At 65.9% G+C, this 24,114-nt stretch carries 22 protein-coding genes and 1 pseudogene; 10 read left to right on the forward strand and 13 right to left on the reverse strand.

All coding sequences use genetic code 11. The features are described 5' to 3' along the window. Positions 1-148: 148 nt before the first annotated feature. The 4 genes from KIT53_RS03985 to KIT53_RS04000 all read right to left on the reverse strand — a co-directional run bounded on the left by KIT53_RS03985 (position 149) and on the right by KIT53_RS04000 (position 4,957). Entirely contained in the window at positions 149-1,021 is an 873-nt protein-coding gene (locus KIT53_RS03985) for a PPK2 family polyphosphate kinase (RefSeq protein ID WP_297748013.1), read from the reverse strand. A gap of 150 nt (positions 1,022-1,171) precedes the next feature. Then, a complete protein-coding gene (locus KIT53_RS03990; protein ID WP_297748018.1) occupies positions 1,172-3,166 on the reverse strand; it encodes a TRAP transporter large permease subunit in 1,995 nt (664 codons plus the stop codon). Further along, entirely contained in the window at positions 3,163-3,783 is a 621-nt protein-coding gene (locus KIT53_RS03995) for a TRAP transporter small permease subunit (RefSeq protein WP_297748021.1), read from the reverse strand. The genes KIT53_RS03990 and KIT53_RS03995 overlap by 4 nt, the downstream gene beginning before the upstream one ends. Positions 3,784-3,838: 55 nt before the next feature. Next, positions 3,839-4,957 carry a TRAP transporter substrate-binding protein gene (locus tag KIT53_RS04000; protein ID WP_297748026.1) on the reverse strand — a complete coding sequence of 373 codons (1,119 nt, stop codon included), beginning with the start codon at positions 4,955-4,957 and terminating at the stop codon, positions 3,839-3,841. A 266-nt stretch (positions 4,958-5,223) separates the two neighbouring features. On the opposite strand from KIT53_RS04000, the gene KIT53_RS04005 reads away from it, so the two are divergent. The 4 genes and pseudogenes from KIT53_RS04005 to cqsA all read left to right on the forward strand — a co-directional run bounded on the left by KIT53_RS04005 (position 5,224) and on the right by cqsA (position 8,039). Further along, on the forward strand, positions 5,224-5,469 hold the full coding sequence (locus KIT53_RS04005) for a metal-sensitive transcriptional regulator (protein ID WP_297748029.1): 246 nt from the start codon (positions 5,224-5,226) through the stop codon (positions 5,467-5,469). Between the two features lie 13 nt (positions 5,470-5,482). Continuing rightward, positions 5,483-5,983, forward strand: a pseudogene (locus KIT53_RS20260) (MBL fold metallo-hydrolase); the annotation flags it as partial. A 201-nt stretch (positions 5,984-6,184) separates the two neighbouring features. Further along, positions 6,185-6,607 (forward strand): rhodanese-like domain-containing protein, encoded by a 423-nt coding sequence (locus KIT53_RS04015; protein WP_297748940.1) that lies wholly within the window; start codon positions 6,185-6,187, stop codon positions 6,605-6,607. 169 nt (positions 6,608-6,776) lie between these two features. Then, a complete protein-coding gene (cqsA, locus tag KIT53_RS04020) occupies positions 6,777-8,039 on the forward strand; it encodes an alpha-hydroxyketone-type quorum-sensing autoinducer synthase (protein ID WP_297748032.1) in 1,263 nt (420 codons plus the stop codon). A 21-nt stretch (positions 8,040-8,060) separates the two neighbouring features. Here cqsA and KIT53_RS04025 read toward each other — a convergent pair whose 3' ends face one another. Together KIT53_RS04025 and KIT53_RS04030 are read right to left on the reverse strand one after the other, a co-directional pair. After that, positions 8,061-9,047 carry a response regulator gene (locus KIT53_RS04025; RefSeq protein WP_297748035.1) on the reverse strand — a complete coding sequence of 329 codons (987 nt, stop codon included), beginning with the start codon at positions 9,045-9,047 and terminating at the stop codon, positions 8,061-8,063. A gap of 7 nt (positions 9,048-9,054) precedes the next feature. After that, complete coding sequence (locus KIT53_RS04030) at positions 9,055-10,359, reverse strand: HAMP domain-containing sensor histidine kinase (RefSeq protein WP_297748038.1); 1,305 nt, start codon at positions 10,357-10,359, stop codon at positions 9,055-9,057. Between the two features lie 114 nt (positions 10,360-10,473). On the opposite strand from KIT53_RS04030, the gene KIT53_RS04035 reads away from it, so the two are divergent. Together KIT53_RS04035 and KIT53_RS04040 are read left to right on the forward strand one after the other, a co-directional pair. Continuing rightward, positions 10,474-11,142, forward strand: coding sequence for a helix-turn-helix transcriptional regulator (locus tag KIT53_RS04035; RefSeq protein WP_297748041.1), 669 nt, complete (start codon positions 10,474-10,476; stop codon positions 11,140-11,142). 66 nt (positions 11,143-11,208) lie between these two features. Further along, positions 11,209-11,982: a type III pantothenate kinase gene (locus KIT53_RS04040; RefSeq protein WP_297748044.1), complete on the forward strand. Its 774-nt coding sequence runs from the start codon at positions 11,209-11,211 to the stop codon at positions 11,980-11,982. Between the two features lie 25 nt (positions 11,983-12,007). Here KIT53_RS04040 and KIT53_RS04045 read toward each other — a convergent pair whose 3' ends face one another. Further along, complete coding sequence (locus tag KIT53_RS04045) at positions 12,008-13,462, reverse strand: wax ester/triacylglycerol synthase family O-acyltransferase (protein ID WP_297748943.1); 1,455 nt, start codon at positions 13,460-13,462, stop codon at positions 12,008-12,010. Positions 13,463-13,723: 261 nt separating this feature from the next. Here KIT53_RS04045 and KIT53_RS04050 point away from each other — a divergent pair, with 261 nt between their 5' ends. Continuing rightward, positions 13,724-13,978, forward strand: coding sequence for an acyl-CoA-binding protein (locus KIT53_RS04050; RefSeq protein ID WP_297748047.1), 255 nt, complete (start codon positions 13,724-13,726; stop codon positions 13,976-13,978). Between the two features lie 51 nt (positions 13,979-14,029). On the opposite strand, the gene KIT53_RS04055 is transcribed toward KIT53_RS04050, so the two are convergent. Genes KIT53_RS04055 through KIT53_RS04065 form a run of 3 tightly spaced genes read right to left on the reverse strand, consistent with a single transcriptional unit; the run spans position 14,030 to position 17,549 of the window. After that, entirely contained in the window at positions 14,030-14,353 is a 324-nt protein-coding gene (locus tag KIT53_RS04055) for a polyhydroxyalkanoic acid system family protein (RefSeq protein WP_297748050.1), read from the reverse strand. Between the two features lie 20 nt (positions 14,354-14,373). Then, the gene (locus tag KIT53_RS04060) at positions 14,374-15,474 is read right to left on the reverse strand and encodes an aminopeptidase (RefSeq protein WP_297748052.1); all 1,101 of its coding nucleotides are present in this window, start codon (positions 15,472-15,474) and stop codon (positions 14,374-14,376) included. Then, positions 15,474-17,549, reverse strand: a complete 2,076-nt coding sequence (locus tag KIT53_RS04065) for a molybdopterin oxidoreductase family protein (protein WP_297748055.1) — start codon at positions 17,547-17,549, stop codon at positions 15,474-15,476. The genes KIT53_RS04060 and KIT53_RS04065 overlap by 1 nt, the downstream gene beginning before the upstream one ends. 196 nt (positions 17,550-17,745) lie before the next feature. Here KIT53_RS04065 and KIT53_RS04070 point away from each other — a divergent pair, with 196 nt between their 5' ends. The 3 genes from KIT53_RS04070 to KIT53_RS04080 all read left to right on the forward strand — a co-directional run bounded on the left by KIT53_RS04070 (position 17,746) and on the right by KIT53_RS04080 (position 21,320). Next, the gene (locus tag KIT53_RS04070) at positions 17,746-18,897 is read left to right on the forward strand and encodes an ABC transporter substrate-binding protein (RefSeq protein WP_297748058.1); all 1,152 of its coding nucleotides are present in this window, start codon (positions 17,746-17,748) and stop codon (positions 18,895-18,897) included. A 99-nt stretch (positions 18,898-18,996) separates the two neighbouring features. Further along, positions 18,997-20,220 (forward strand): M20 aminoacylase family protein, encoded by a 1,224-nt coding sequence (locus KIT53_RS04075; protein ID WP_297748061.1) that lies wholly within the window; start codon positions 18,997-18,999, stop codon positions 20,218-20,220. Beyond that, on the forward strand, positions 20,217-21,320 hold the full coding sequence (locus KIT53_RS04080) for a M14 family metallopeptidase (protein ID WP_297748064.1): 1,104 nt from the start codon (positions 20,217-20,219) through the stop codon (positions 21,318-21,320). The genes KIT53_RS04075 and KIT53_RS04080 overlap by 4 nt, the downstream gene beginning before the upstream one ends. 7 nt (positions 21,321-21,327) lie before the next feature. On the opposite strand, the gene KIT53_RS04085 is transcribed toward KIT53_RS04080, so the two are convergent. From KIT53_RS04085 to KIT53_RS04095, 3 genes are read right to left on the reverse strand one after another with little or no spacing between them, the layout of a single operon-like run. Next, a complete protein-coding gene (locus KIT53_RS04085; protein WP_297748067.1) occupies positions 21,328-22,101 on the reverse strand; it encodes a hypothetical protein in 774 nt (257 codons plus the stop codon). Positions 22,102-22,122: 21 nt separating this feature from the next. After that, complete coding sequence (locus KIT53_RS04090; RefSeq protein ID WP_297748070.1) at positions 22,123-22,782, reverse strand: TetR/AcrR family transcriptional regulator; 660 nt, start codon at positions 22,780-22,782, stop codon at positions 22,123-22,125. Positions 22,783-22,790: 8 nt separating this feature from the next. Further along, positions 22,791-24,062, reverse strand: coding sequence for a patatin-like phospholipase family protein (locus KIT53_RS04095; RefSeq protein WP_297748073.1), 1,272 nt, complete (start codon positions 24,060-24,062; stop codon positions 22,791-22,793). Positions 24,063-24,114: the final 52 nt, after the last annotated feature.

Here is a 24,114-nt window from a genome sequence, read left to right on the forward strand (position 1 = left end):
AGATGCGTCGCATGATGTTGATCGCCGCGTCGTGCCCGTCGAACAGGCTCGCCGCCGTCACGAACCTCACCTTCTGCCGTGGCTTGTAGCTCGCCAGCGCTTGGTACTCTGCGGATAGGTCGGTCATGGGGTGCTCACTTGAAAAGGATCATTTGACGCGCAGGCCCGCGAGTGCCGGATCGTCGGGCGGGTAGCGCAGCTTGAGGGCGCGCAGCGTGTCGCGCACGACGGTGGCGATCATCAGGTTGCGGTGGGTTTTGGAGTTCGCGGGCACGACGTTCCAGGGTGCCCAGGGGGTGCTCGTTTCCTGCAGCAGGGTCTCGTAGGCGCGCTGGTAGTCGTTCCACTGCTTGCGCACTTCCAGATCGCCCAGGCTGAATTTCCAGTGCTTGGTCGGGTCGTCAATGCGTTCCTGCAGGCGCTGGCGCTGTTCCTCGGCGTCGATGTGCAGCATGAATTTGAGGACCACGGTACCGGTTTCGGCCAGCAGGCGCTCGAAGTCCCGGATGTGGGCGTAGCGCTGCCGGGTCTGTGCAGGGGTGATCCAGCGATTGACCACGGGCACCAGCACGTCTTCATAGTGGCTGCGGTTGAACACCATGATCTCGCCCGCGCCTGGCATCTGCTGGTGGATGCGCCAGAGGTAGTCGTGGTCGCGTTCCACTTCGGTGGGGGCCTTCCATCCCACCGTGTGCACACCCAGCGGGCTGGTGCGGGAGAACACACCACGCACAGTACCGTCCTTGCCGGAGGTGTCGGTGCCTTGCAGAACCACCAGCAGCTTGTAGCGGGCATCCGCATAGAACAGGTCCTGAAGGCGGTCGAGTTCTTCCGCGATGGACTGCACGGCGGCCTGGTCGGCGGCCTTGTTGCCGCCGGAAAACGGTTTCGCCGCGGGGTCGAGGGAGCTCAGCGTCACCTGGGTGCCGGGTGCTACCTGCCAGTCACGCCAGGGACCTGCCTTGCCGGCGCGCAGGGCGGAGGCGGGAAAAGGCAATGCGGTGTCGGGGGAGCGGGGCATGGTGTCTCCAGGCGCTTTGCGGGCCACAACGCGGGCGGCCATCGTCCGTCGCATGATGATTGACGTTTACGTAAACGTAATGTTAACCCCAATGGACGAAAAAAAGGGGCGACCCGGCGCCCCTTCAGGGTTTTGCCCAGGGAAGACGGATCAGCGGTAAAGCACCTCCGGCAGCCACAGACCAATCTGCGGGAACATGTACAGCAGCACGATGGCCAGGATCTGGATGCCCATGAAAGGCAGCATGCCGGCGAAGATCTGGTTCAGCGTGACGTGCTTGGGGGCCACGCCCTTGAGGTAGAACGCGCTCATGGCCACCGGTGGGCTGAGGAACGCGGTCTGCAGGTTCAGGGCCACCAGCAGTCCGAAGAACAGTGGATCGACACCGAAGTTGTCCAGCAGCGGGATGAAGATGGGCATGAAGATCACGATGATCTCGGTCCATTCCAGAGGCCAGCCCAGGATGAAGATGATGACCTGGCTCAGGATCAGGAACTCCGTCTTGCTCAGGTTCATGCCCAGCACCCACTCCTCCACCAGGGCCTGACCGCCCAGCAGCGCGAAAGCGGCTGAGAAGATGGCCGACCCGACGAACAGCCAGCACACCATGGCGCTGGTCTTGGCGGTGAGGAAGACGCTTTCCTTGACCACGTCGACGGTCAACTGCCGGTAGGCCGCGGCCAGCAGGAACCCGCCGAGCGCACCCACGGCCGCCGCTTCGGTGGGGGTGGCCAGGCCGAACACGATGGAGCCCAGCACCGCCAGGATCAGCACCAGCAGCGGAAAGAAGCTGGAGAGCAGCATCTTGAACACTTCCAGGCGCGCATGGCTGAGCAGGGCGTAGAACAGCACCAGGCACAAGGCGCCAGCGCCCAGTCCGACCCAGTAGCCGATGGGGGCGGGCTGGGTCGTGGCCTCGGCGGTGGTTGCCGCGCCCTCGCCGGCCCCGGGTGGAAGGGCCACGCTGTCCGAGGCCGCCTCTTCGGTCTTCGCCGCGTCCGTCGGTTCGTCCGCTCCAGGCGGTTCGGCCACTTCACCTGCGGTCTCTTCGTCGCCAGGCGGTTCCGCCAGGCCCTCGGAGGCCTCATCCACGTCTTCCGGTTCGGCCAGTCCGCCTTCGTTGGATACCTCCTCGCGGGCGTCGTTGAGCGAGGTCAGCTCTGCGTAGGTCTCTTCCACCTTGACCTGCGTCAGCCCCTGGTAGGTGCTCAGGGCCACCACGGCGAACAGTACCGCAGGCAGGGCCACGACGGCCAACTGGCGCAACATGTAGCCCGTGGGCACGTGGTGGTTCTTGCGCCCCTTGAGGGCACGCAGGAGGCTGGCTGGCGCCCAGGCTTCGCCCCGTGCACCAAGCTGCTGCAACCGCGGCGGCAGCGGGACCAGGCGCTGCTGCGCGCTCAGCGGTGGCGCCCAGGCCGGCTTGAGCTTGGCCATGAGGATCACGTAGACGATGTACAGGCCCGCCAGCATGATCCCGGGGAAAAAAGCGCCTGCGTACAACTGCACCACGGACACGCCAGCGGTGGCGCCGTAGACGATGAGCAGCACCGAGGGCGGTATCAGGATGCCCAGGCAGCCGCCGGCCGTGATGGCACCCGCGGTCAGACGCACGTCGTAGCCGGCGCGCAGCATCTGCGGCATGGCCAGCAGACCCATGAGAGTGACCACGGCGCCGACGATGCCGGTGGCGGTGGCGAACACCGCGCAGGTGACCAGCGTGGCCACGGCCAACGATCCAGGGACGCGCGCCAGGGCCAGGTGCAGGCTGCGGAACAGCTTGTCGATCAGGTTGGCGCGCTCGACCAGGTAGCCCATGAACACGAACAGTGGAATCGAAATCAGCACGTCGTTGCCCATGACCGAGAAGGTGCGTTGCACCATCAGGTCCAGTGTCTGCCTCACGGCACCGGCCGAAGTCTGTCCACCGGAGTGGTAGGCGAAGAAGGCGAACAGCATGCCCATGCCCATGAGGGTGAAGGCGGTGGGGAAACCCAGCATGATCGCGACCACCACCAGCGAGAGCATGAGCAGGCCATAGTGCCCATTGGTCATGGTGGGGGCGCTGGCCACCATCCAGACTGCGCCGGCCAGGATCAGCGCCATGAGACCGAAGCCGAACCAGAGTTCCTTGCGGACGGTCATGGCTGGCCTCCTTTCCTGGTGATCAACTGGTCAAGGTCTTCAATGTCCTTGTCCTTGACGTGCACCATTTCCTTGAGTTTTTCGACATCGACCTCTTCCACGTCCTCCTCGCGCCTGGGCCATTGGCCTTCCCGCAGACAGAGCACGCAACGCACGATCTCCACCAGGCCCTGCAGCAGCAGCGCCGCACCGGCAACAGGCACGACAAACTTGAACGGGTAGATCGGCAGGGGGTCGGCGTTGAAGGTCTGCTCCCGGATCGCCAGCGACTCGTTGGCGAAGGTCCAGCCCGCCCAGGTCATGGCGATGATGCCGGGCAGGAAGAAAACCACGTAGAGCACCAGATCGATCGCGGCCTGGGTGCGTGGCCGAAAAAAGCCGTACAGCACGTCGCCACGCACATGGCCGTTCTTGGCCAGGGTGTAGGCGCCTGCCATCATGAACAGTACGCCATACAACATGATCTGGGCGTCGAGCACCCAACCGTGTGGCTTGTTCAGGGCATAGCGGGAAAACACTTCCCAACTGATCAGCAGCGTGAGCACGACCACGGACCAGGCGCAAACCTTGCCCACCCAGGTCGACAGGCCGTCGACCGCCAGGAGAAATTTCTGCATCGGAACTCCCAACAGAAAGGGGCGCCTCCAGGCGCCCCTTGGGTTCAGGTCGGCGTCAGCTCTTCTTGGCGCCGCGGCCGAAGTAGTGGTTGTAGGCCATCTTGAAATCGACCATGTAGTCGTTCTGCCACTGGCCGGCACGGCCGGCGAATGCCTTCTGCGAATCCAGCACCTTCTGGAAGAGCGGGTTGGTCTTGGCCTTCTCGGCGATGGTCTCGTCCCATGCGGCGAGCTGTGCCCGCAGGATCGCGTCAGGCGTCTTGTAGAACTTCACGCCGGCCTTCTTGAGCTCGATGTAGTCCTGCGAGTTGCGCTGAATGGCCTTCCAGCTCATGTCCGCGCTGGCGGCTTGAACGGCGTAGTCCACAACAGCCTTGAGCTCGGCCGGCAGCGCATTGAGCTTGCCCTTGTTGAACAGGATCTCGAACTGTTCGCCGCTCTGGTGGAAGCTCTGCAGCATGCAGTTTTTGGTGACGTCGGGGAAGCCCAGTACCCGGTCGCTGGAGGCGTTGTTGAACTCCGCTGCGTCGATCAGACCCCGGTCGAGCGCCGGCACGATCTCGCCACCCGGCAGCGGGTTGACGGCGGTCCCCATCTTGGTGAAGACGTCCACGGCCAGGCCAACGGTACGGAACTTCAGGCCCTTCATGTCGGCCACCTTGGCCACCGGCTTCTTGAACCAGCCCAGAGGCTGCGTCGGCATGGGGCCGTACAGGTAGGACACCACGTCCAGGTTGAGGCTGCCGTAAATCTCTTCGAGCAGGGCCTTGCCGCCGCCGTAGTAGTGCCATGCCAGCACCATGTTGGGGTCCATGCCGTAGGCCGGGCCGGAGCCCCAGAGCGCCAGAGCCGAGTTCTTGCCATAGTGGTAGGCCACCACGCCGTGACCCCCGTCCAGCGTGCCCTTGGCAACGGCCTCGAGCAACTGGAAGGCCGGGACGACCGAGCCCGCCGGCAGCACCTCGATCTTCAACCGTCCGCCCGCCATGTCGTTGACCTTCTTGGCGAAGTCGTTAGCGTACTCGTGGAAGATATCCTTCGCCGGCCAGGTGCTCTGGAAGCGCAGGGAAGTGGTCTGGGCCGTGGCGATCATCGGCACGGACAGGGTACCGGCCGCGACGGCGGCGCCCTTGAGCATGCCCCGGCGAGAAGTGGCAGCGGATTTCTCGGTCATCGGTTGTCTCCAGTTCAGGTTGTAGGGCTTTCGATGATGCGCCCCTGCTTCTGCCTCGCTGCGCAGGGTTTTCACCGACCGGAGGTCATCTTGGTGACGGAAGGCGTGCCTGGTGTCGTCGCGGGGCCGGCCGGAGCGGCTCGGACGCTGGAACCACTGCCGGTCGGACAATCTCCAGCCCTGGCGAATACGCAGGTTTTCATCATGGGCGGCGCCAGGAACCTAAAATACTTCATGGGGTATACGCCCATCACAGGACCAATGACATGACCACCGTCACCGACCCCGAGCGCAAACGCGCGCTCCTGCTGCGTCTCAAGCGGGCCGAGGGCCAATTGCGCGGCATCCAGAAACTCATCGAGTCCGACGCGGACTGCGAAAAGGTTGCCCAACAGCTCGCTGCCGCCCGCAAGGCGCTGGACAAGACGTTCTACGCCCTGGTGGGCTGCGTCATGGCCCAGGGAGAGGTGCCGCCCGACGATGTGGCCGACATGCTGGCCCGCTTTGCCTGACAGGAGCCCTCCGATGCAACCCATCCAGTTGTTCGACCCCGCTTCCAGCACCTATACCTATGTGCTGTTCGACCAGCAGAGCCGGGAGGCGGTCATCATCGATCCGGTGGACGAGCAGATCGAGCGCGATCTGGCCAAGCTGCAGGAGTACGGGCTCAAGCTGGTGTGGACCGTGGAGACCCACGCCCATGCCGACCACATCACCAGTGCGGGGCGGCTGGCCGAACTCGCAGGCGCCCGGACCGCGGCACCGCAGGGTTGCGGGATCGGGACCGCTGGTGTGCAACTGAAGCACGGCGATACGCTGAACTTCGGGGCAGAAAGCCTGCTCGCGTTGCACACGCCCGGCCACACGGCGGGCAGCATGAGCTTTGTCTGGCGCGACCACGTCTTCACCGGCGATACCCTGCTCATCAACGGCTGCGGCCGCACAGACTTCCAGTCTGGCAGCGCGCGCGACCTCTACCGCAGCCTGACGCAGGTGCTGTTCAGCCTGCCCGACGGCACCACGGTCTGGCCGGGCCACGACTACCAGGGGCGCACGCACTCCAGCATCGGTCAGGAAAAGGCCACCAATGCCCGGGTGGCGGGCAAGACCGAGGCCGAGTTCGTGGCCATCATGGACACCCTTCAATTGCCCAAGCCCAGGCGCATCGACGAAGCGGTACCCGCCAACCTCAGTTCGGGCCTGCGCCACGATGCCGATGGGGTTCTTCTGCTGCAGCCATCGCCCCCGACCGGCGCCCACCAGGGCAGCTACGCGGGTGACGTCTCGGCCGCGCTGGCCTGGCAGTGGGTGCAGTCCGGCGAGGCGGTGATGGTGGATGTGCGCACCGACGCGGAGCGCGAATGGGTCGGTTTCGTCCCCGGGGCGGTGGGTGTTGCCTGGAAGCAGTGGCCCGGCATGGCCATGAACCCGGATTTCGACCGCCAGATCCAGGCGGCGGCGCAAGGCCGCAAGCTGGTTCTGCTGTGCCGCAGCGGTGTGCGCTCGATCGCCGCCGCCAAACGGGCCACCGAACTCGGACTCGAGGCCTACAACATCCTGGAGGGCTTCGAAGGCGACCCGGACGCGAACGCCCAGCGGGGTCGTAAGGGCGGCTGGCGCTACCGCGGCATGCCCTGGCGGCAGAACTGAGACATATGTCACGGAGCGGCTGTCGCATTTTTGCGTCGCCGCTTATCGGACAAAACGACCGAAACTTGAGTCGAAAGGTTCACAGCCCCTGTCAACCCTGACAGGGTCCGTGCAATTTTTCACGGATTTCTTTTTTCAATGGGGTTTTCTATCCGGCAAGGAGAACTCCATGGGAACGTTGGAACTGGTCAGGGAAGCCGCCTCGAAGGAGCCGACGCTGTCCGCCGCGTTGCGCCAACGCATCGAACGCGACTTCAAGCCGCGTTGGGATGGCCCTTGGGGAGGCAAGTTCGTGCTGCACGGTTCCGCGCCGGGGCCGAACGCCGTCCGCCTGGATGGCAACGACTACCTGGCCGTCACCGGGCACCCCGACATCGTCGCTGCCCAGGTCGACGCCCTGACCCGCAGCAACGAGTTCGTTGTCCAGTCGGGTGTGTTTCTGCTCCAGCAGCACCCCACCCGGGCCCTGGAAATGGCGCTCGCCGACTGGGTGGGCAAGGAAGATGCCTTCCTGTGCCAGTCCGGTTACACCGCCAATGTGGGTCTGCTGCAGTCGATTGCCGACGCCAACACGCCGGTGTACCTGGACACCCAGGCCCACGCCTCCCTCTGGGAAGGCGCCCATGCGGCGCGGGCGCCGGCCTTTGCCTTCCGGCACAACGACCCGGTTCATCTCGACAAGATGATGACCAAGAACGGCCCGGGCGTGGTGGTGGTGGATTCCGTCTACAGCACCACGGGCTCGGTCTGCCCGTTGGAAGAAATGATCGAGGTCGTGGAAAAGCACGGGGCGATGATCCTGGTGGACGAGTCGCACTCCCTGGGCACCCATGGGCCGTCAGGCGGAGGCCTCTGCGCTGAGCTGGGACTCACACACCGCGTGCATTTCATTTCGGCGAGCCTGGCCAAGTCTGTTGCCGGTCGTGCGGGCTTCTTCACCGCGCCTGCCAGCATGCGGTACTACATCCTGAGCACCAGCTTCCCCAACATCTTCAGCTCCTGCCTGCTGCCCAATGAGATCGCGGGTCTGCGCGCCACCGTCGAGGTGCTGCGCAAGGCCGATGCGGAACGGGAGCGCCTCAAGGCGATCACCCGTCGCGTGCGCAAGACCCTCAGCGGCCTGGGTTATCCCATTCACCACGGGACCGAGCAGATCATTGCCCTGGAAGCGGGCACCGAGCCCGATACCATGCGCCTGCGCGACGAACTGGAAGCCAGGGGCGTGTTTGGTGCCATCTTCTGCGCGCCGGCCACGAGCAGCAAGCGTGCGCTGGTGCGCCTGACGCTCAATGCGGCCCTGACCGAGGCGGAGTTGCTTCACCTGGAGGCGGTGGCGCGCGAGATCGCACCCATCGTCAAGCCCTGGGATTGGCCATGCGCCCGCCGTGCGCGCGTCCAGGCGGGCAGCGCTCTGGAGCTTGAGGCCGCCTGAGCGGCCTGGGATCGGCAACCGTCAGGCGTCGTGCACCTGACGGCCACCCTGGGCTTCCAGGAAGTGCCGGTAGGGGTAGATGGGTTGTGGCAGATCGTCCGCGCCCAGGGTGAACACGGCCGCGGTGAGCACGCCATCATCCCCGATGGGGAAAGAGACTGCGGTGCGTACCGGGCCGCGCAAACCCATCTGCTGATGCAGCTCCACGGCCGCCAGCCGCTGTCCGGCACGGATGGCCCTTACCGTGTCAAATCCCAGGCCGGCGGAGCCGGCAAGTTCAGCCAGGTCCGGGAGGCTGGACGTGGGTTCGAGTTGCAGCCAGTGGCATTGGCCACCTGAATCCAGGCCGATCAGGCCGAAGGGTTCCCCCAGCACCACGTATTCCACCCAGTGCTGCTCGGTGTAGGCGCGCAGGGCCTGGGCCACCGACGGTATCTGCAGCATGGACTGTTGGGCCGGGTGCAGGGCGGCGCGCCACAGGGTGTTCAGCCGTGGGTGCGGCGTTTGCGACAGCTTGCGCAAGACGCCGAGCAGGTGGCGGGTGATGTCGGTGGTCTGCTTGGGTACGAACTGGTCGATCAGCCCATTGTTGAAAGCCTGGATCGCGATCTGCTCATCGGCCTGGCCGGTGAGCAGGACCCGCGAGCCGGGCCAGTCCAGCAGGGTGTTGAGCACCTTGAGCCCGTCTGTGCCGGGCATGGCGTAGTCCACCACGCAGGTCTGGGCCAGCTCGTAGCGGGATGCATTGATGGCCCAGTAGCGCAGCACCTGGGGCAGCAGGGGCTGCCCTTGCCGCCAGCGTTCGATCATCTGCAACTGGGTCATCGCATCGGCTTCCCAGCGGGCAGGCTCGTTCTGCATGCGGGTGAAGAAGCCCGACGGGCGCGAGTAAAGCTCCACCTGCCAGTGGGCCGGTATCACCATGCCCAGCATCTCCAGGTAGTCGGTGTCGTCGTCCAGGAACAGGATGCTGCCTGGGCGGTGGAAGAGGGATATCGTCAGTGCCATGTCGTCTTCAGCCTTGCGCAACGGCGGTCGGGTCGGCGGGGTTGTTCAGCGGCAGATCGATCATGAAGACCGCTCCGAGTCCGGGTTCGGAATGCACGCTGAGCCGGCCATGGGCGGCCTCCACCACGTTTTTGCAGAAGGTCAGTCCCAGGCCGTTGCCCGCGCCGGCCTGGGTGGAGAAGAAGGGTTCGAAGATGCGTTGCTGTTGCTCGTGGGTGATGCCTATGCCATCGTCGGACACCGCGATGCGGCCTTTGCCATGGTGGATGCCCACATCCACCCTGAGGTCGCCCGGGCTGGGCGCGTTGCTCGCGGCAGCCAGGGCATGCAAGGCATTTTTCAGCAGATTGGTCAGAACCTGGGCAAACAGGGGGCGTGACGCCAGGAAACAGAAGTCGTGCTGAATGTGGACCTGCACGCAGTCGCGCTCCCGCGAGGAGCGGTAGGGGTACTGACTCACCACCTCCTGCACGAGTTCAGCGGCCATGATCGTCGACTGCTCCCGAGGCAGTCGCATGAGTTGGGCGTTCGAGATCTGGGTGTCGATCTGCCGGTTCATGCTGCGCACCAGGTTCTGCAGGCGGGTGGCCAGTTCCTCCAGCTTCTTGCGCTTGGCCTCCGGGACCTCGTGCTGAACCAGGTTGCGCAGCACGTCGCCCATGAGGTTGACGGTGGCCAGCGGCGTGCGCAGCTCATGCGCCATCACGCCCATGGTGCTCAAGGTGTTGAGCAGCCGCGCACGGCGCAGGTTGGCGCTGGAGAAGCCCAGCATCAAGCCCATGATCCAGGCAAAGCCGATCACCACCACATTGGCCATGGGTTCCTCGAAGGGGTGGGTGGTACCGCCATTGATCTCGGCGGTGAGCCAACCCGCGGTGCCGCCAGTGATCAGGCCGATGGTGGCCAGCCGCCAGTCGGTGGCGTGGTAGTAGATCAGGATCATGATGGACACGCTGGCCAGCCACACGGTGTTGCCACCATTCATCCAGTACATCCAGGTGAAGAACCAGGGCAGCTGTATCCAGGTGGCGGCGGTGAACAGCCGGCCCGCCTCGGTGGACGTGGGGTCGCGGGTGGTCTTGGGCAACACATAGATCAGGGCCAGCAGCGCCATGAACAGGCGAGCCCAGGGGTTCTCGTAAGGCTGGGGCAGCAGGAAGGCCCAGGTGGCATAGATGAGGGCATGCCCGCAGAAGGTGAAAACACCAATCCACAACAGGCGGCCCCGGGAAGGGTGCAGAATAGGCTCTATGGGGGCGTGGACGACTTCGTCCAGCAGCCAACGCCAGAGTCGGGCTCTGGCGCTGACCATCCACAACCGGTCCAAAGACAATATGCACTCCTTCGTTCGCCGGACACCTGCCGCGCTTGACTCCAACAATCCTGACCCAGTTGGCATTGTCTATGCAACAGGGTGTTGCAAGCCATGACGTTGCCTGTCAACTTTGACAGTATTGGCCTGGATGGCATTCTGGCCGACTGGCTGTGTGCTTTGCGGGAGCAAGGCGTGGAAGCAGTGCTGGTATTGGGCCCCGATCCTGTGGGAGGCCGTGACCAGCGCGAGGTGTTGGCGGTGCATCCGCCCCGGCTGCTGGGACCGGGGCAAGCGCTGGCTGAAAGTCCCGACTTCGGGGCGGGCTGGCGTGACAGCGACGCACCGCTGGTTGCCTGGCAGGATATTTCCAAATCGGCTTTCGAGCAATCGAGTCGCTGGCGTCGGCTGTGGCTGGCCCACGGCTACCAGACCCTGGTGCGCGTGGCATTCAGCCTGCCTGCCGGCCGGGCGTTCGAGTGCTTCATGTTCAGCCCTAGGGCGTTTGCCGACCGCTCCGAGGCGGCTGTGCTGGCTTGGTCCGCTTTCAATGTCTGGCCGATGCTGCGGAGGTCCATTGCCGAGCAGCGCGTGGTCCTGAGCCCGCGCGAACTCGAAAGCCTGAACCTGGCTTTCGAGGGACTGACCGCCCGCGAGACGGCGCAGCGCATGGATTGTTCCGAGCGCACGGTGAACTACCACTTGGCCAACGCCATGGCCAAGCTGCAGACCGACAACAAGTTGGCGGCTGTCCAGCGGGCCTGCTGGATTGGACTGATCTGAGCCAGGGCCTGGCTGACATGTTGCGATGCAGCATTCCCGCTTGACCCGCGTGGTGATAATCCACGCATGACTTTTCTGGCCCTGGACGTAGGGAACACCCGACTCAAGTGGGCCCTGTACGACGCACCCCATGTCGGGGCATCGCTGCTCGCCAGCGGTGCCCAGTTCCTAGAGAACATCGAATCCCTGGAAGAGGGCGATTGGCAGGCGCTGCCGGCGCCCGACCGGGTGCTCGGCTGCGTGGTTGCTGGGGATGCCGTCAAGCGCCGTGTCGAAGAACAGCTCGAGATGTGGGACGTGAACCCGCAGTGGGTCGTGTCCAGCAGTGCCGAAGCCGGATTGGTCAACGGCTACGACCACCCGGCCCGTCTGGGTTCGGACCGTTGGGTTGCCATGATCGGTGCTCGCCAGCGCCTGCTGGCGCGGGGGCAGGTCCGTCCCTGCATCGTGGTCATGGTGGGTACGGCGGTCACCGTCGAGGCCATCGACTCCCAGGGCCGTTTTCTCGGCGGCATCATTCTGCCGGGCCACGGCATCATGTTGCGTGCCCTGGAATCGGGCACGGCAGGTCTGCACGTTCCTACCGGCGATGTGCGCGACTTTCCCACCAACACCAGCGACGCGCTCACCAGCGGCGGGACCTTCGCGATCGCGGGCGCGGTCGACCGCATGGTGAACAACCTGCGCCGCCACTGCGGCGAGGAGCCGGTTTGCATCATGACCGGTGGTGCAGGCTGGAAGATGGCACCGAGCATGACCACTTCCGTGGAGCTGGTGGAGAGCCTGATCTTTGACGGACTGCTGGAGATCGCCGATCGCCGTCTGACCAGGGTAGTCTGAAAGACCAGGGACCCTGGGGGTAACCCTAGCCGGACTTCCGGGGCGGGCGAGACGGGCTGGCTGCGGACTCGCCCCAGGGCAGCATCAAGGTCACGGTCAGCAGGCGGGCGAACTCGGGCTCGAACTCGTCGATGATGCGCTGCGGATCCGGACACAGGGCGGTGTCGGCAATCACGCCGAACTGTACCCCGCCGCCATAGCTCAGAACCGAGACACCGAGGCCGACGGTACCGGTCTGCGGCACCCAGAACATGGTTTGCTCCAGCGTGGCGCCGCACACCTTGAGCTTGGTCGAGGGGCCCGGCACATTGGTCATCACGGCGGTCGTCTTGCGGCCAAAGAGGTGCAGCATGGCGTCCTGCGCGGGCTTGATGAGCAGGCCGGCGACCGAGAGCAGTCCAAAGGTCAGCAGCGGCTGCAGGCTGCCCTTGAGTTCGTTCATGCGGGCGCGGACCGTGAACACCCTTTCCACCGGGTTGAGGATGCCGATGGGCAGCAGCAGCGGCACGAGTCCGAAACGGTTGCCCAGTTTCCAGGCTTCTTCCATCGGGCGCAGGTTGACCGGCACCATGGCGCGGATGGCCTGACCTTCCGTGGCGTCGCCCTGGGCGCGCAGGTAGTTGCCGATGGCACCTGCCACGCAGGCCAGCAGCACGTCATTGACGGAGCAGTTCAGCGCCCGGCCGATCGCCTTGACCTCGTCCAGCGCGATCGGCTGGCACCAGGCCACGCGCTTGGTGGCCCCCGGCTGGCCCTTGAGGCGGGTGGCGGAGTCGTCGGGCATGAGGGCCAGGGCGGCCAAGTCACTGGCGAGCTGCCCACCCATGCGCGCCACGTCCATGGCCTGGCCCAGACTGCTGCCCAGACTCTTCTGCGGCGTGGCAAGCATCGACAGCGAGCGGGCCGCCCCGCCGCCTGCGGCCTCCAGGGCCCGCGCCGCGATGTCGCCGAAGGGGCGTATCAAGGTGTCCGCCAGCCAGTCCTCCGCTCCACCAGCGGTGGATCGGCGGTGCCGTTTCTGGGGCGGTGCGCCACCACCGTCCACCAGGCTCATCATCACGCTGATGAGGGCGATGCCATCGGCGATGCAGTGATGGATGCGGGCAATCAGCGCGGAACCGCCCTCATGGTCCTCGATGAGCTCAAGCTGCCAGAGCGGATGGCGGCGGTCCAGCGGCTGCATGGCCAGTTCGGCCACCCGGGCCTGCAGAGCGGCCTGGGCTGTCTGGCCGCGGCGCCTGGCCAGCCGATGGCTGACCACATGGCGTTCCAGTTGGAAATCCGTGTCCTCGACCCAATGGGCACCCGTGGCGTCTTCGCGGGCCAACTGGACAAAGCGCGGGTAGGGCAGCAGGCGCTCGCGCACGCGCTCGCTCAGCGCTGCTCGCGTGATGCCGGGCCGAAGCAGCCACACGCCCAGGATCATCATGAGGTTGGATGGCGAGTCCATGCGCAGCCAGGCGGTGTCGACCTTGCTCATGCGCTCGCCCTCGAAGCCCAGCGTACGCGCCAGCACCTGAGGACCGGAGGGCCGCACCCGTGCGGGCCGCCTGGCGGGGGAGCCGCGGTCGGCGGCAGCGCGTTGAACCATGAGTGCTCCTCAGTGCCTGCACGGGGTGCGTGGGCTTTTCTTGGGGTGGTGCGCCTATTGTGCAGAGAGGCCGCACCGTAAGATAGCGGGACACCCCTAGGCAGGTCTTGCCCTTGACCGCCTGACACACAACCCCCGAGGAGTTCCCCGATGGCCGATCTCAAGTCCCGTTTCGAAACCGCCGTGGCGCAGTCGAAAAAGCTCAGCGAGCGTCCCGATAACACCACCCTGCTGAAAATCTACGGCCTGTACAAGCAGGCGACCACCGGTGACAACACCGAAAAGAAGCCCGGCTTCGGTGATCTGGTGGGGCGTGCCAAGTGGGATGCCTGGAACAGTCTCAAGGGCACCGCGGGCGACGATGCGATGCAGCAGTACATCGATCTGATCGAGTCCCTGCAGTGAGACGCCCGGCGCCGCCTCGGGCGGCGCTTTGGAGCCTTGACCACAGCCGGCTCAGCCGGCTTTCTTCTTTTTGGCGGCGGGTTTCCTGGCCGCCAGCAGCGTGTCCAGGTTCTTGACGATCTCGCTTTCGATCCGTTCCTTGAACGCTCCCAGCAGAAAGCCCAGCCGGGCATCGAGTTCGAAGCGCTCGGCCGTGACCTTCAGCGTGCCGTTCACACCGGAGCGGGTGAACTGCACCTCGTCCGCGGTCTGGCCTTCCTCGTAGGTGCAGCTCATGTCGAACTCCTGCTCGGCCTGTTCGGCCCAGCGCCAGGCCAGCTTGCGCGCGCCGCTGAGACCCAGGTGGTGTTCGCGCTTGATGTGGATGTCTGCCATGGATCCCTCGGTGGTTGGGTTCAGGGGCGTTGCGGCCCGTGATGGGCCGTCTGGGTGAATGCGTTGGCCAATGCCTTCAGTGCCGCCTGCCGCTCTTCCTTGGGGCGGTCGGCCAGGGCCTGAACGGCATCATAGAAGCGGTTGAAATCCTGGCCTTCACGCTCGAACAGCGCCAGAAAGCCCGGCACCAACTCGTCGTAAGCCGCCTGTGCCGCGAAACTGGCGTTGTTGGCCCGGGCGACGAAGGCGTCGTATCCCGCGAAGCCGCCCCACTGTTCGCGCAGCCCGGCGTAGGCCTGGCGGAAATCACCCATCACCGCTTGCTTGCGCTGCCGCTTGGCTTCGTCGTCGAGCGTGGCGTTGCCGTAGACCGTCTGCAGGCGCTGGCGCACGGACAACGTGAGGGCCCGGAACGCGCGGCGGCGTTCATCGAAGACGGCGTAATCGTCACGGGCCTTCTGGCTGGCCTGGGTGCGCAGCCAGCGTTCCCCGCCCAGGCGTTCGACGGCGGTGGCAAAGGATTCGTTGAACACGGTGTCGTTGCGTGCATAGACCACCTGGTGAGCCAGTTCATGGAAGACGATGCGCGCGAGTTCGCCTTCCGGGTAGCCGATGAAGGTGTTGAGCAAGGGATCGCCGCCGGCCCAGTTCATCCAGCCCAGGGTGGAGTAGGCTGGTACGGGGTACACCGCGACCTCCAGCGTAGGGTCCAGGCTTCGTGCGAAAGCCTGTGCATCGCCCTCGTCGAAGTAGCCGCGGTAGCCCACGCAGCCCACCACCGGGAAGCACCACGTCTGCAAGGTGAGCGACAAGGCTGGGGCGGCCACCACGTTGTAGACCGCGGCGCGGCGCTGCAGATCGGCGTACCGGTGGTAGCTGGCGTTGTCCGGCAAGGCCAGTGCCGTCACGGCGAAAGCGCGGATGCGCCGGGCCAGCTCAAGGCGTTCTTTCAGCGTCACCGGGGTCTGCGGGTCGGCCAGCCACTGTTCGACCGGACGCGCGGCCTGCATCAGGCGCAGATGGCCCGTGACCGACTGCCAGTAGTAGCCCGCGCCCGTGGTGCTGGAGCAGCCCGCGCCGAGCAAGGCCAGCATCAGCAGCGCCAGACGCAGTGGCCGCATCACGTAGGGGCGGGCAATCCCGCCACGTCGACCAGGCAGTCGTAGAACACCGGTCCGCGTCCCATGTCGGTGAGGCGCTGGCTGGTGAGTTGGTTCACGTTGGTACCGTCGGGCCCGAGTTTGCGCCACCAGATGCCCAGTCCGTTGACCACGCCCTGGCGCGCACGCCGGGAGACGCTGGCCTTGCAGCGGTATTCGCCCCGGTCGTTGAACACGCGCACCATCTGCCCATCCTGGATGCCACGTGGTCCGGCGTCGTCGGCGTGGATTTCCAGCAGGGGCTCGCCTTCGATGTCGCGCAGGCTGCTGACGTTGACGAAGCTGGAGTTGAGAAAGTTGCGTGCTGGCGGCGAGATCATGGCCAGTGGATAGCGGGGGTCGGTACCAGGCGTTTCGAAGTTGGGCAGGTGGTCGGGCAGGCCGTCCAGGCCTTGCGCGGCCAGCCGGTCGCTGTAGAACTCGCAGCGACCGGAGGCGGTGGGAAAGCCGCCTTGCGCAAAAGGGGCCGCCGGCAGGGGCAGCGTAGCGAAGCCCTGGTTGAGCAGTTGCTGAAAGTCCACGGTATCGCCAAACGCCGTGCGGCACAGCTGCAGGTCGTCTTCCGTGAAGCAGGGGTCGTCGAAACCGAGGCGTGCAGCCAGCGCGCGGAAGATGTCGGTGTTGCTGCGGCATTGCCCCACCGGTTCGATGGCGGGGCGATTGAGCAGCACATCGGTGTGGCCGTAGCTGGTGTGGATGTCCCAGTGTTCGAGCTGGGTGGTGGCGGGAAGGATGTAGTCCGCGTAGTCAGCGGTATCGGTCTGGAAGTGTTCCAGGACCACGGTGAAAAGATCCTCGCGCTGGAACCCTTGCACCACCTTGCCCGACTCGGGCGCCACTGCCACAGGGTTGCTGTTGTAGACGACCAGGGCTTCTATGCGCGGGCCAAAGTCCGCCGAAGCGGGGCGCAGCAGGTCGTCGCCGATCGTGCTCATGTTGATCGTGCGCGGACTGCGGCCGGCCAGCAGGTCGGGGCGCTGCAAGGCCGCCCGTCGGACAGGAAACTGGCCGGAGGCCGACAGGAGCAGGCCACCAGAGGGATGGCGCCAGGCGCCCACCAAGGCAGGCAGGCAGGCGATGGCCCGCACCGCGTTGCCGCCGCCCCGCACGCGTTGCATGCCGTAGTTCAAGCGGATGGCCGCCGGGCGCGTGGTGCCATAGTCGCGCGCCAGCGCCACGATCTGCTCGGCGGGTACGCCGCAGACGGTTGCCGCGCGTTCAGGAGGCCATTGCAGCGCGCGCTCCCTGAGGGCGTTCCACCCCAGCGTGTGGCGCTCGATGTAGTCGTGGTCGAGCCAGTCGTGCACGATCAGCTCGTGCATGAGCGCCAGCGCCAGCGCGGCGTCGGTTCCCGGTCGCAGGGCGATGTGTTCATGGCATTTGTCGGCGGTCTCGGTGCGGCGCGGGTCGATGCAGACCAGCCTGGCACCGTTGCGCTTGGCCTGCTGCGCCAGGCGCCAGAAGTGCAGGTTGCTGCCGATGGAGTTGCTGCCCCAGATCAGGATCAGCCGCGCATCGGCGAAATGCTCCACCTTCATGCCGACCTTGCCACCCAGGGTCTGCACCAGGGCTTCGCCACCGGCAGAGGCGCAGATGGTTCGGTCCAGCAGCGACGCCCCGAGCCGATGGAAGAAACGCGCCGCCATGGCTTCACCCTGTACCTGCCCCATGGTGCCTGCGTAGCTGTAGGGCAGGATGGCCTGCGGGTCGTGCGAGGCAATGGCGCGCAGGTGCGAGGCGATGTCGTCCAAAGCCGTGTCCCAGTCCACCGGTTCGAACTGCCCGCTGCCCTTGGGACCCGTGCGGCGCAGCGGCTGCCGCAGGCGTTGCGGGTGGTATGTGCGCTCCGCGTAGCGAGACACCTTGGTGCACAGGGCGCCGTCGGTGTGGCGGTGTGCCGGGTTGCCGGCCACGCGCACCGCCACGCCGCCCTCCACGGTGGTCAGCAGGGCGCAGGTGTCCGGGCAGTCGTGCGGGCAGGCACCACGCACCTGGACGAGGGAGGAAGGTGCCGGGGAGTCGGGGCTGGCGTTCATGGGATGCTCGGTGGTTGTGCCAATGATACGGACGGACCGGTGGCTCCGGTGGCCGGCATGAGGCGCCCGAAGGAGGGAGTGGCGCGACAGGAGGGCTTGCGGCGACCCGCGCTCTGGGAACAATGGGTATTGTTTATCGGGTGTACCCTTGCGACCCGGTGATCGCCATGCCGCCAAGTACAGGAGACATCCCGCCATGCAACGTCGAACCCTGCTGACATACGCCAGCCGTGTTGCCGGTCTGCAGGCGCTGGGCGCGCTGCCCTCGCGGGCCAGCGCCCAGGCCAGTGGACTAAACGACACCCGCATCGTGCTCGGACAGTCCGCTCCCTTCAGCGGTGCGGCCGAACAACTGGGGCTTCAGTTTCACCTGGGGGCACAGCTGTTCTTCGAAGGCGTGAACCAGAAAGGCGGGGTCCACGGCCGTCGCATCGAGTTGCGGCGCCTGGACGATGGCTACGAGCCTGAGCGCTGCGCCGCCAATACCCGGCAACTCATCGGTGAAGGTGTGTTTGCCCTGTTCGGTTATATCGGCACACCCACCAGCGTGGTGGCCTTGCCTCTGGCCAGCGAGGCCAAGGTCCCCTTCTTCGCGCCCTTCACGGGCGCCGAGGTGCTGCGCGATCCGTTCAACCGCTATGCCATCCATGTACGGGCCTCGTACTACGACGAAACTGCCGCCATCGTGCGCCAGACCACGGCCACAGGTATCCGCAAGATCGCGGTGTTCTACCAGAACGACGCCTATGGCAAGGCCGGTCTGGAGGGCGTGAGCCGGGCACTGAAGACGCTGAACCTGGCGCCGGTGGCGCTGGGCACCGTGGAGCGCAACACGGTGGATGTGGCCAAGGCGGTGGACGACATCATGGCCCAGCGACCCGAAGCCATTGTGCAGATCAGTGCCTACAAATCGTGTGCGGCCTTCATCCGTGAAGCCCGCAAGCGCGGCTTCGTGGGCAATTTCTACAACGTGTCCTTTGTCGGTACCCAGGCCTTGCTCGACGAGCTGGGCGCGGATGCCAAGGGTGTCGTGGTCAGCCAGGTCATGCCATTTCCCTATACGCCCGTGACGGGCATCTCCGGTGAATACCTGGCGGCGGTGCGCGCCAAGCAAGGCCGTGCACCCAACTACTCGGGCATCGAGGGCTTCGTCGCCGCCAAAGTGTTCACGGAGGCTCTTGGGCGCGCCGGCCGAGCGCTGACGCGAGAGGGCTTCATCAACGCCATCCAGAGCATGCGCAACCTGGACCTGGGCGGCTTCCCCCTTGATTTCGGACCCGACAAGCACACCGGCTCCCGCTTCGTCGAGCTCACGCTGCTCACCGAGGACGGCCGCATCCGGCGCTGACCGCTGGGCCAAATCCCCCAGGCCATGGTGGCTGTCGCCGCCGTGGCCGCCCGCGCGGGCGCTCTTCGCTACCATGGGCGTTTTGTCTTCGGGTTGCCCATGAAACTCATCGATTCCATCGTCACACAGGCCGCTGGCATTGCCTCCCTGCGGCGAGACATTCACGCCCATCCGGAACTCTGCTTCGAGGAGGTTCGCACCGCCGACATGGTGGCGGGCAAACTGGCCGAATGGGGCATCCCGGTGCACCGGGGCATGGGCACCACGGGGGTTGTGGGCATCGTGCACGGCCGTGACGGCGGAGCCTGCGGTCGCGCGATCGGGCTGCGCGCGGACATGGACGCCTTGCCGATGCAGGAGCACAACCACTTTGCGCACGCCAGCCAGCACGCCGGCAAGATGCACGCCTGCGGCCATGACGGCCACACCGCGATGCTGCTGGCGGCGGCCCAGCATTTCGCGCGGCACCGCAACTTCGATGGTACGGTCTACCTCATCTTCCAGCCCGCGGAGGAGGGGGGCGGCGGTGCACGCGAGATGATCAAGGACGGGCTGTTCGACACCTTTCCGGTCGAGGCGGTGTTTGGCATGCACAACTGGCCCGGACTGCCGGCCGGCACCTTTGCCGCCAGTGCCGGTCCGGTGATGGCGTCGAGCAACGAATTCCACATCGTCATCCGGGGCAAGGGTGCTCATGCGGCACTGCCGCACAACGGCATCGATCCGGTGCCGGTGGCCTGCCAGATGGTGATGGGTTTCCAGACCATCATCTCGCGCAACAAGAAGCCGGTGGACGCGGGCGTGGTGTCTGTCACCATGATCCACACCGGCGAGGCTACCAACGTGGTGCCCGACAGTTGCGAGATCCAGGGGACCGTGCGCACCTTCACCTACGAGGTGCTCGACCTGATCGAACGCCGCATGCAGGAGATCGCCGAGCACACCTGCGCGGCCTATGGCGCGACCTGCGAATTCCGCTTCAAGCGCAACTACCCACCCACCGTGAACCACGCCGCCGAGACCGCTTTCGCACGCGAGGTCATGGCGGAGATCGTGGGTGCCGAGCGCGTGGTGGATCAGGAGCCCACCATGGGCGCGGAAGACTTTGCCTACATGCTGCAGGCCCGTCCGGGCAGCTACGTGTTCATTGCCAACGGCGACGGTGCGCACCGCGAGATGGGGCATGGAGGCGGCCCCTGCATGCTGCACAACCCGAGCTACGACTTCAACGACGATCTGATCCCGCTTGGGGCGACCTATTGGGTGCGGCTGGCCGAGAAATGGCTGGGGCAACCCCGCGTTGCAGCGGAGGTGGTCCGATGATCGCGCCGCAGGATGGTTTTTCCGCCAGCTATGCCCAGGCCCGTGTGCGTTTCCTGGAAGGCGCTGCCGCCGCCGGCATGGCCATTTCCAGCCACAACCACCCGTTGCCCGGCCGCGATGGCGAGACGCTGGCCATGGATGTGGCGCTCGATGGCGCGCCCGATGCCCAGCGTCTGCTGATCGTGAGCAGCGCCTGCCATGGCGTGGAGGGCTATTGCGGCACCGGTGTTCAGGTGTTCGCCGCCCATGACGCGGAGTGGCGAGAGCATGCGCGTGCGGCCGGTGTGGCGGTGCTCTACATCCACGCACTCAACCCGCATGGGTTTTCGTGGATGCGCCGCGTCACCAACGAAAACGTGGACCTGAACCGCAACTTCCAGGATTTCAGCCAGCCGCTGCCCGTCAACGCCGCCTATGCCGAGTTGCACGGGCTGTTGTTGCCGGCCCAGTGGCCGCCTGGCGCGGACAACCAGGCGGCGATCCAGAGCTACGTCCAGACCCACGGTCTGCAACGTTTCCAGGCTGCCGTCACGCAAGGGCAGCACGCCTACCCCGATGGCCTTTTCTTCGGCGGCACCGCACCCACCTGGAGCAACCAGACCCTGCGCCAGGTGTTGCGCCGGCACGGCCGCAGCGCGCGCCATCTGGCCTGGATCGACCTGCACACCGGCCTGGGCGAGTGCGGGGTGGGCGAACGGATCTTCGCCTGCCGCGACGACGACAAGGCCCTGGCCCGCGCGCGCGCCTGGTGGGGTGGTGGCGGCCAGACGCCGGTCACCTCCATCTACGACGGCAGTTCCACGTCCGCGCTGCTGACTGGCTTGATGTGGTGCGCCGCCTATGAGGAGTGCCCGCAGGCCGAGTACACCGGCATCGCCATGGAGTACGGCACCGTGCCCGTGACCGAGGTGATCGACGCCCTGCGCGCCGATCATTGGCTGCACCTGCATCCCGAAGCGCCGCCAGCGCAGCGGGCTGAGATCAAGCAGCGCATCCTCGCCGCCTTCTACGTCGATACGGACGAATGGAAAGCGCGCATCGTGGCGCAGGCGCGCCAGGCCATGTTCCAGGCCGTGGATGGCCTGGCGGCCAGCGCCTGAGAGAGTTTCAGTTCGTCAGCGCCACCTTGGCAGACGCGACGTAGAGACGCTCCATCGCGTCCAGCGGCTCCATGGCGGCGGCGCGGTCCAGCAGAGCGGTGGCCTGGGCCAGCCGTTGCTCGCCTTCGAGCATGACCAGCCCGTTGGCGCATTCGGTCAGCGTGACCGCCGAGTCCGGGTTGAGCGACATGGCCTTGTCGTACAGCGCAAGGCCGGCGGCTTTGTCCGCGCCATAGGTCATGCTGCCGATGAGGTGGCCAACCTTGTCGATGACTTCTGCGTGGAAACTGGCCAGCGCCAGGTGCGCGTCCGCGTGCTGCGGGCACAGTCTCAGCGTGTTCTCCAGCGCTGTCTTCACCCGCACGCCCAGGCCCTGGGTAAGAGCCTTGGCCACGCTGATGCCCTGGCCATAGCGGCCGAGCGCGTAGGCCTGCCAGTACCAGGCGCCAGGGTTGTCGGGCTGGCGCTGCTGAAGGCCTTCGGCGCGCGCTGCCGCCTCCAGGAGCAGCGCTTCCCGGCTGGATTCGCGGCGCTCCACGTAGCTGGCGTGTATGCAGGTGGCCTTGTTCGCCACATTCAGGCCCGCGTCACCGAGTGCCAGGCCGGCCTCCGCGGCCTGCTGGAATTCGCCGTTGTGGAACAGCAGCCAGGCCTGTTGCAGCGCCGGGTCCTTCGGCCAGGGTTCGGCATCTCCCAGGTGCAGGCGATTCCATTGCGAGCGCAGGCGCTCGGTGTCAAACAGCGCACTGTCTGGGCGTGCGATCCGGGTCCATTCGCTCATGTCGTTGTCTCCTCATGTCGTTCATGGCGAGGCTCCATAGGCCCCGGTGAGTTGTTGCAGATGCTGACGCTGCGCGGGCTCCAGGTACGGGGCGAGCAGGTTGAGGACATGGCGCGCCCCGCGCAACAGCGCCTGCTGGGCCTGGTCGGGCTCCAGCGCATGGCGCGGATCACGCACGTACTCGAAGCTCAGCCAGTACGTGAGCACCACCACCATGCTGGTCGCGGTTGGCTCCATCTCTCTGGAGTCCATGTCCACGGCACCGTGCTGGCGCATGCCTGCGAGCAGGTGGCGGATGGCGCGCTCCTTGTTGCGGAGCACCGCCTGGAAGTGGGTTTCCAGCAGGCGATTCTTGGAGAGCAGGTCGTTGAGATCCCGGTAGAGGAAGCGGTACTGCCAGATGATCTCGAACAGCGAGTGCAGGAAAAACCAGGCGTCTTCGACATTGCGCACGCCATCGCCCGCGCCGAGCAATTCACCCAGCGAGCGCTCGTAGCGCTGGAACAGCGAGTTGATCAGCTCGTCCTTGGCCGGGTAGTGGTAGTAGAGATTGCCTGGACTGATGCCCAGCTCGGCCGAGATCAGCGTGGTCGAGACGTTGGGTTCGCCAAAGCGGTTGAAGAGCTCCAGCGTCACCTCGAGGATGCGCTCGGCGGTGCGTCGCGGGGCCTTCTTGACCATGCCCGCCCTCAATGGCCGCGGGCCGCGTCAGGCCGCCAGGACCTGGCCTGTGCAAGGTCGTCCACCTTTTTCTGCAGATCGTCGAGCGTCGCATGCAGGCGCTCGGTCAGCGGATGGCGGCTGGGCACGCGCGCAGGCAGCAGGCGGCGCGACCCATCCTGCAGGACGGCCAGATCCAGCCTGATGCCATGGCGCGCCAGCAAAGGGGCCAGCGTGGCCTGGCGTTCCAGCAGCATGCGCCGCGTTTCCTGGTAGGCGTGTTCCGCGAGCTCGCGGCGCTGGCGGTAGCTGAACGTATTGGCGAAGAAGAGGGTGGCATCGCGCTGGTCCGGCTCCAGAAGCACGATGTCGCTGCCAGGATAGGCGCGTTCGTAGTGCTTGAGCCCGAGGGCCAGGCGCGAGTGGATCATGGAACGGAAGGTCTGGCTCATGACCGCGGGAAGGCCGCCTTCCACCAGCGACGGGATCCGCCGGCCGTCCTGCAGGCTCGGACTGGTGTGGAAAGGAACCAGCGGATTCAGGCACAGCAGCAGGTCGGCGCCGGCGTCCAGCGCCACGGTGGCGTGCAGGGTCTTCTTGAGCGCACCATCAACATAGTGCTGACCCTGGATGTCCACTGGCGGGAAAAGGCCGGGCAACGCGGCGCTGGCCTGAATGGCGCGCGAGATCGGCACATGGTCCCAGCCAGGCCGGCCGAACGGTGTGGCTTCACCGGTGTCGAGTTGCGTGGCGACCAGCGTCAGCCGGCTGCGCAGCTGGCGGAAGTCGTTGGTGCGGCCGGGTTGGCTGAACAGGCGCTCGATCTGCCGGTGGATGGCCTCGTTGTCCAGCACCCCGGTGGGTAGGGCCGAGCCCAGGCGCTCGAACGCACTGTTGAACGACTTGCCCTGCACCACCCATTCCCATGCCGCGCCACGCAACAGGCCAGGCAGGCGTTGCAGCCGTGCGCCGAACTCGCCCCAGGCGGGCTTGAGCAACCAGTCGGGGTTGAAATTGTCCGGGTCCGGCCGGTCTTCGATGAAGGACTCGCAGAGCTGGCGAGGCCGGATGCCATTGGCCAGACCGGCCACGATGAAGCCCCCCGCCGAAACACCAACGTAGTCGTCGCAGGCATTCAGGTCCAGGCCATCCAGGCTCTCGTCCAGAGCGCACAACGCACCGATTTCATAGATCGCACCCAAGGGCCCTCCACCTGCCAGGGCGAGCGCGATGCGCGGTCGGCCCGAGGGCTGTTGGCTGCGGCGTTGCTTGCGGCGAAGGGGTTGGCGGGACGGGTTCATGCGATCGAGTGTAGACGCGCGATGGCGGTCGTGTGTGCTGCGATGCAGCATC

It is taken from the genome of Hydrogenophaga sp. (genome assembly GCF_026125785.1).
In the GTDB taxonomy this organism is placed as follows: Bacteria; Pseudomonadota; Gammaproteobacteria; order Burkholderiales; family Burkholderiaceae_C; genus Hydrogenophaga.

Coding starts and splice junctions, on each gene's coding strand:
- KIT53_RS03990 (WP_297748018.1), bottom strand. CDS start 3,166: ATGACCGTCCGCAAGGAACTCTGGTTCGGCTTCGGTCTCATGGCGCTG.
- KIT53_RS04080 (WP_297748064.1), top strand. CDS start 20,217: ATGATCGCGCCGCAGGATGGTTTTTCCGCCAGCTATGCCCAGGCCCGT.
- KIT53_RS04000 (WP_297748026.1), bottom strand. CDS start 4,957: ATGACCGAGAAATCCGCTGCCACTTCTCGCCGGGGCATGCTCAAGGGC.
- KIT53_RS04055 (WP_297748050.1), bottom strand. CDS start 14,353: ATGGCAGACATCCACATCAAGCGCGAACACCACCTGGGTCTCAGCGGC.
- KIT53_RS04065 (WP_297748055.1), bottom strand. CDS start 17,549: ATGAACGCCAGCCCCGACTCCCCGGCACCTTCCTCCCTCGTCCAGGTG.
- KIT53_RS04075 (WP_297748061.1), top strand. CDS start 18,997: ATGAAACTCATCGATTCCATCGTCACACAGGCCGCTGGCATTGCCTCC.
- KIT53_RS04060 (WP_297748052.1), bottom strand. CDS start 15,474: ATGCGGCCACTGCGTCTGGCGCTGCTGATGCTGGCCTTGCTCGGCGCG.
- KIT53_RS04085 (WP_297748067.1), bottom strand. CDS start 22,101: ATGAGCGAATGGACCCGGATCGCACGCCCAGACAGTGCGCTGTTTGAC.
- KIT53_RS04050 (WP_297748047.1), top strand. CDS start 13,724: ATGGCCGATCTCAAGTCCCGTTTCGAAACCGCCGTGGCGCAGTCGAAA.
- KIT53_RS04030 (WP_297748038.1), bottom strand. CDS start 10,359: ATGGTCAGCGCCAGAGCCCGACTCTGGCGTTGGCTGCTGGACGAAGTC.
- KIT53_RS03995 (WP_297748021.1), bottom strand. CDS start 3,783: ATGCAGAAATTTCTCCTGGCGGTCGACGGCCTGTCGACCTGGGTGGGC.
- KIT53_RS04070 (WP_297748058.1), top strand. CDS start 17,746: ATGCAACGTCGAACCCTGCTGACATACGCCAGCCGTGTTGCCGGTCTG.
- KIT53_RS04090 (WP_297748070.1), bottom strand. CDS start 22,782: ATGGTCAAGAAGGCCCCGCGACGCACCGCCGAGCGCATCCTCGAGGTG.
- KIT53_RS04005 (WP_297748029.1), top strand. CDS start 5,224: ATGACCACCGTCACCGACCCCGAGCGCAAACGCGCGCTCCTGCTGCGT.
- KIT53_RS04025 (WP_297748035.1), bottom strand. CDS start 9,047: ATGGCACTGACGATATCCCTCTTCCACCGCCCAGGCAGCATCCTGTTC.
- KIT53_RS04040 (WP_297748044.1), top strand. CDS start 11,209: ATGACTTTTCTGGCCCTGGACGTAGGGAACACCCGACTCAAGTGGGCC.
- KIT53_RS04095 (WP_297748073.1), bottom strand. CDS start 24,062: ATGAACCCGTCCCGCCAACCCCTTCGCCGCAAGCAACGCCGCAGCCAA.
- KIT53_RS03985 (WP_297748013.1), bottom strand. CDS start 1,021: ATGCCCCGCTCCCCCGACACCGCATTGCCTTTTCCCGCCTCCGCCCTG.
- cqsA (WP_297748032.1), top strand. CDS start 6,777: ATGGGAACGTTGGAACTGGTCAGGGAAGCCGCCTCGAAGGAGCCGACG.
- KIT53_RS04045 (WP_297748943.1), bottom strand. CDS start 13,462: ATGAGCAAGGTCGACACCGCCTGGCTGCGCATGGACTCGCCATCCAAC.
- KIT53_RS04035 (WP_297748041.1), top strand. CDS start 10,474: ATGACGTTGCCTGTCAACTTTGACAGTATTGGCCTGGATGGCATTCTG.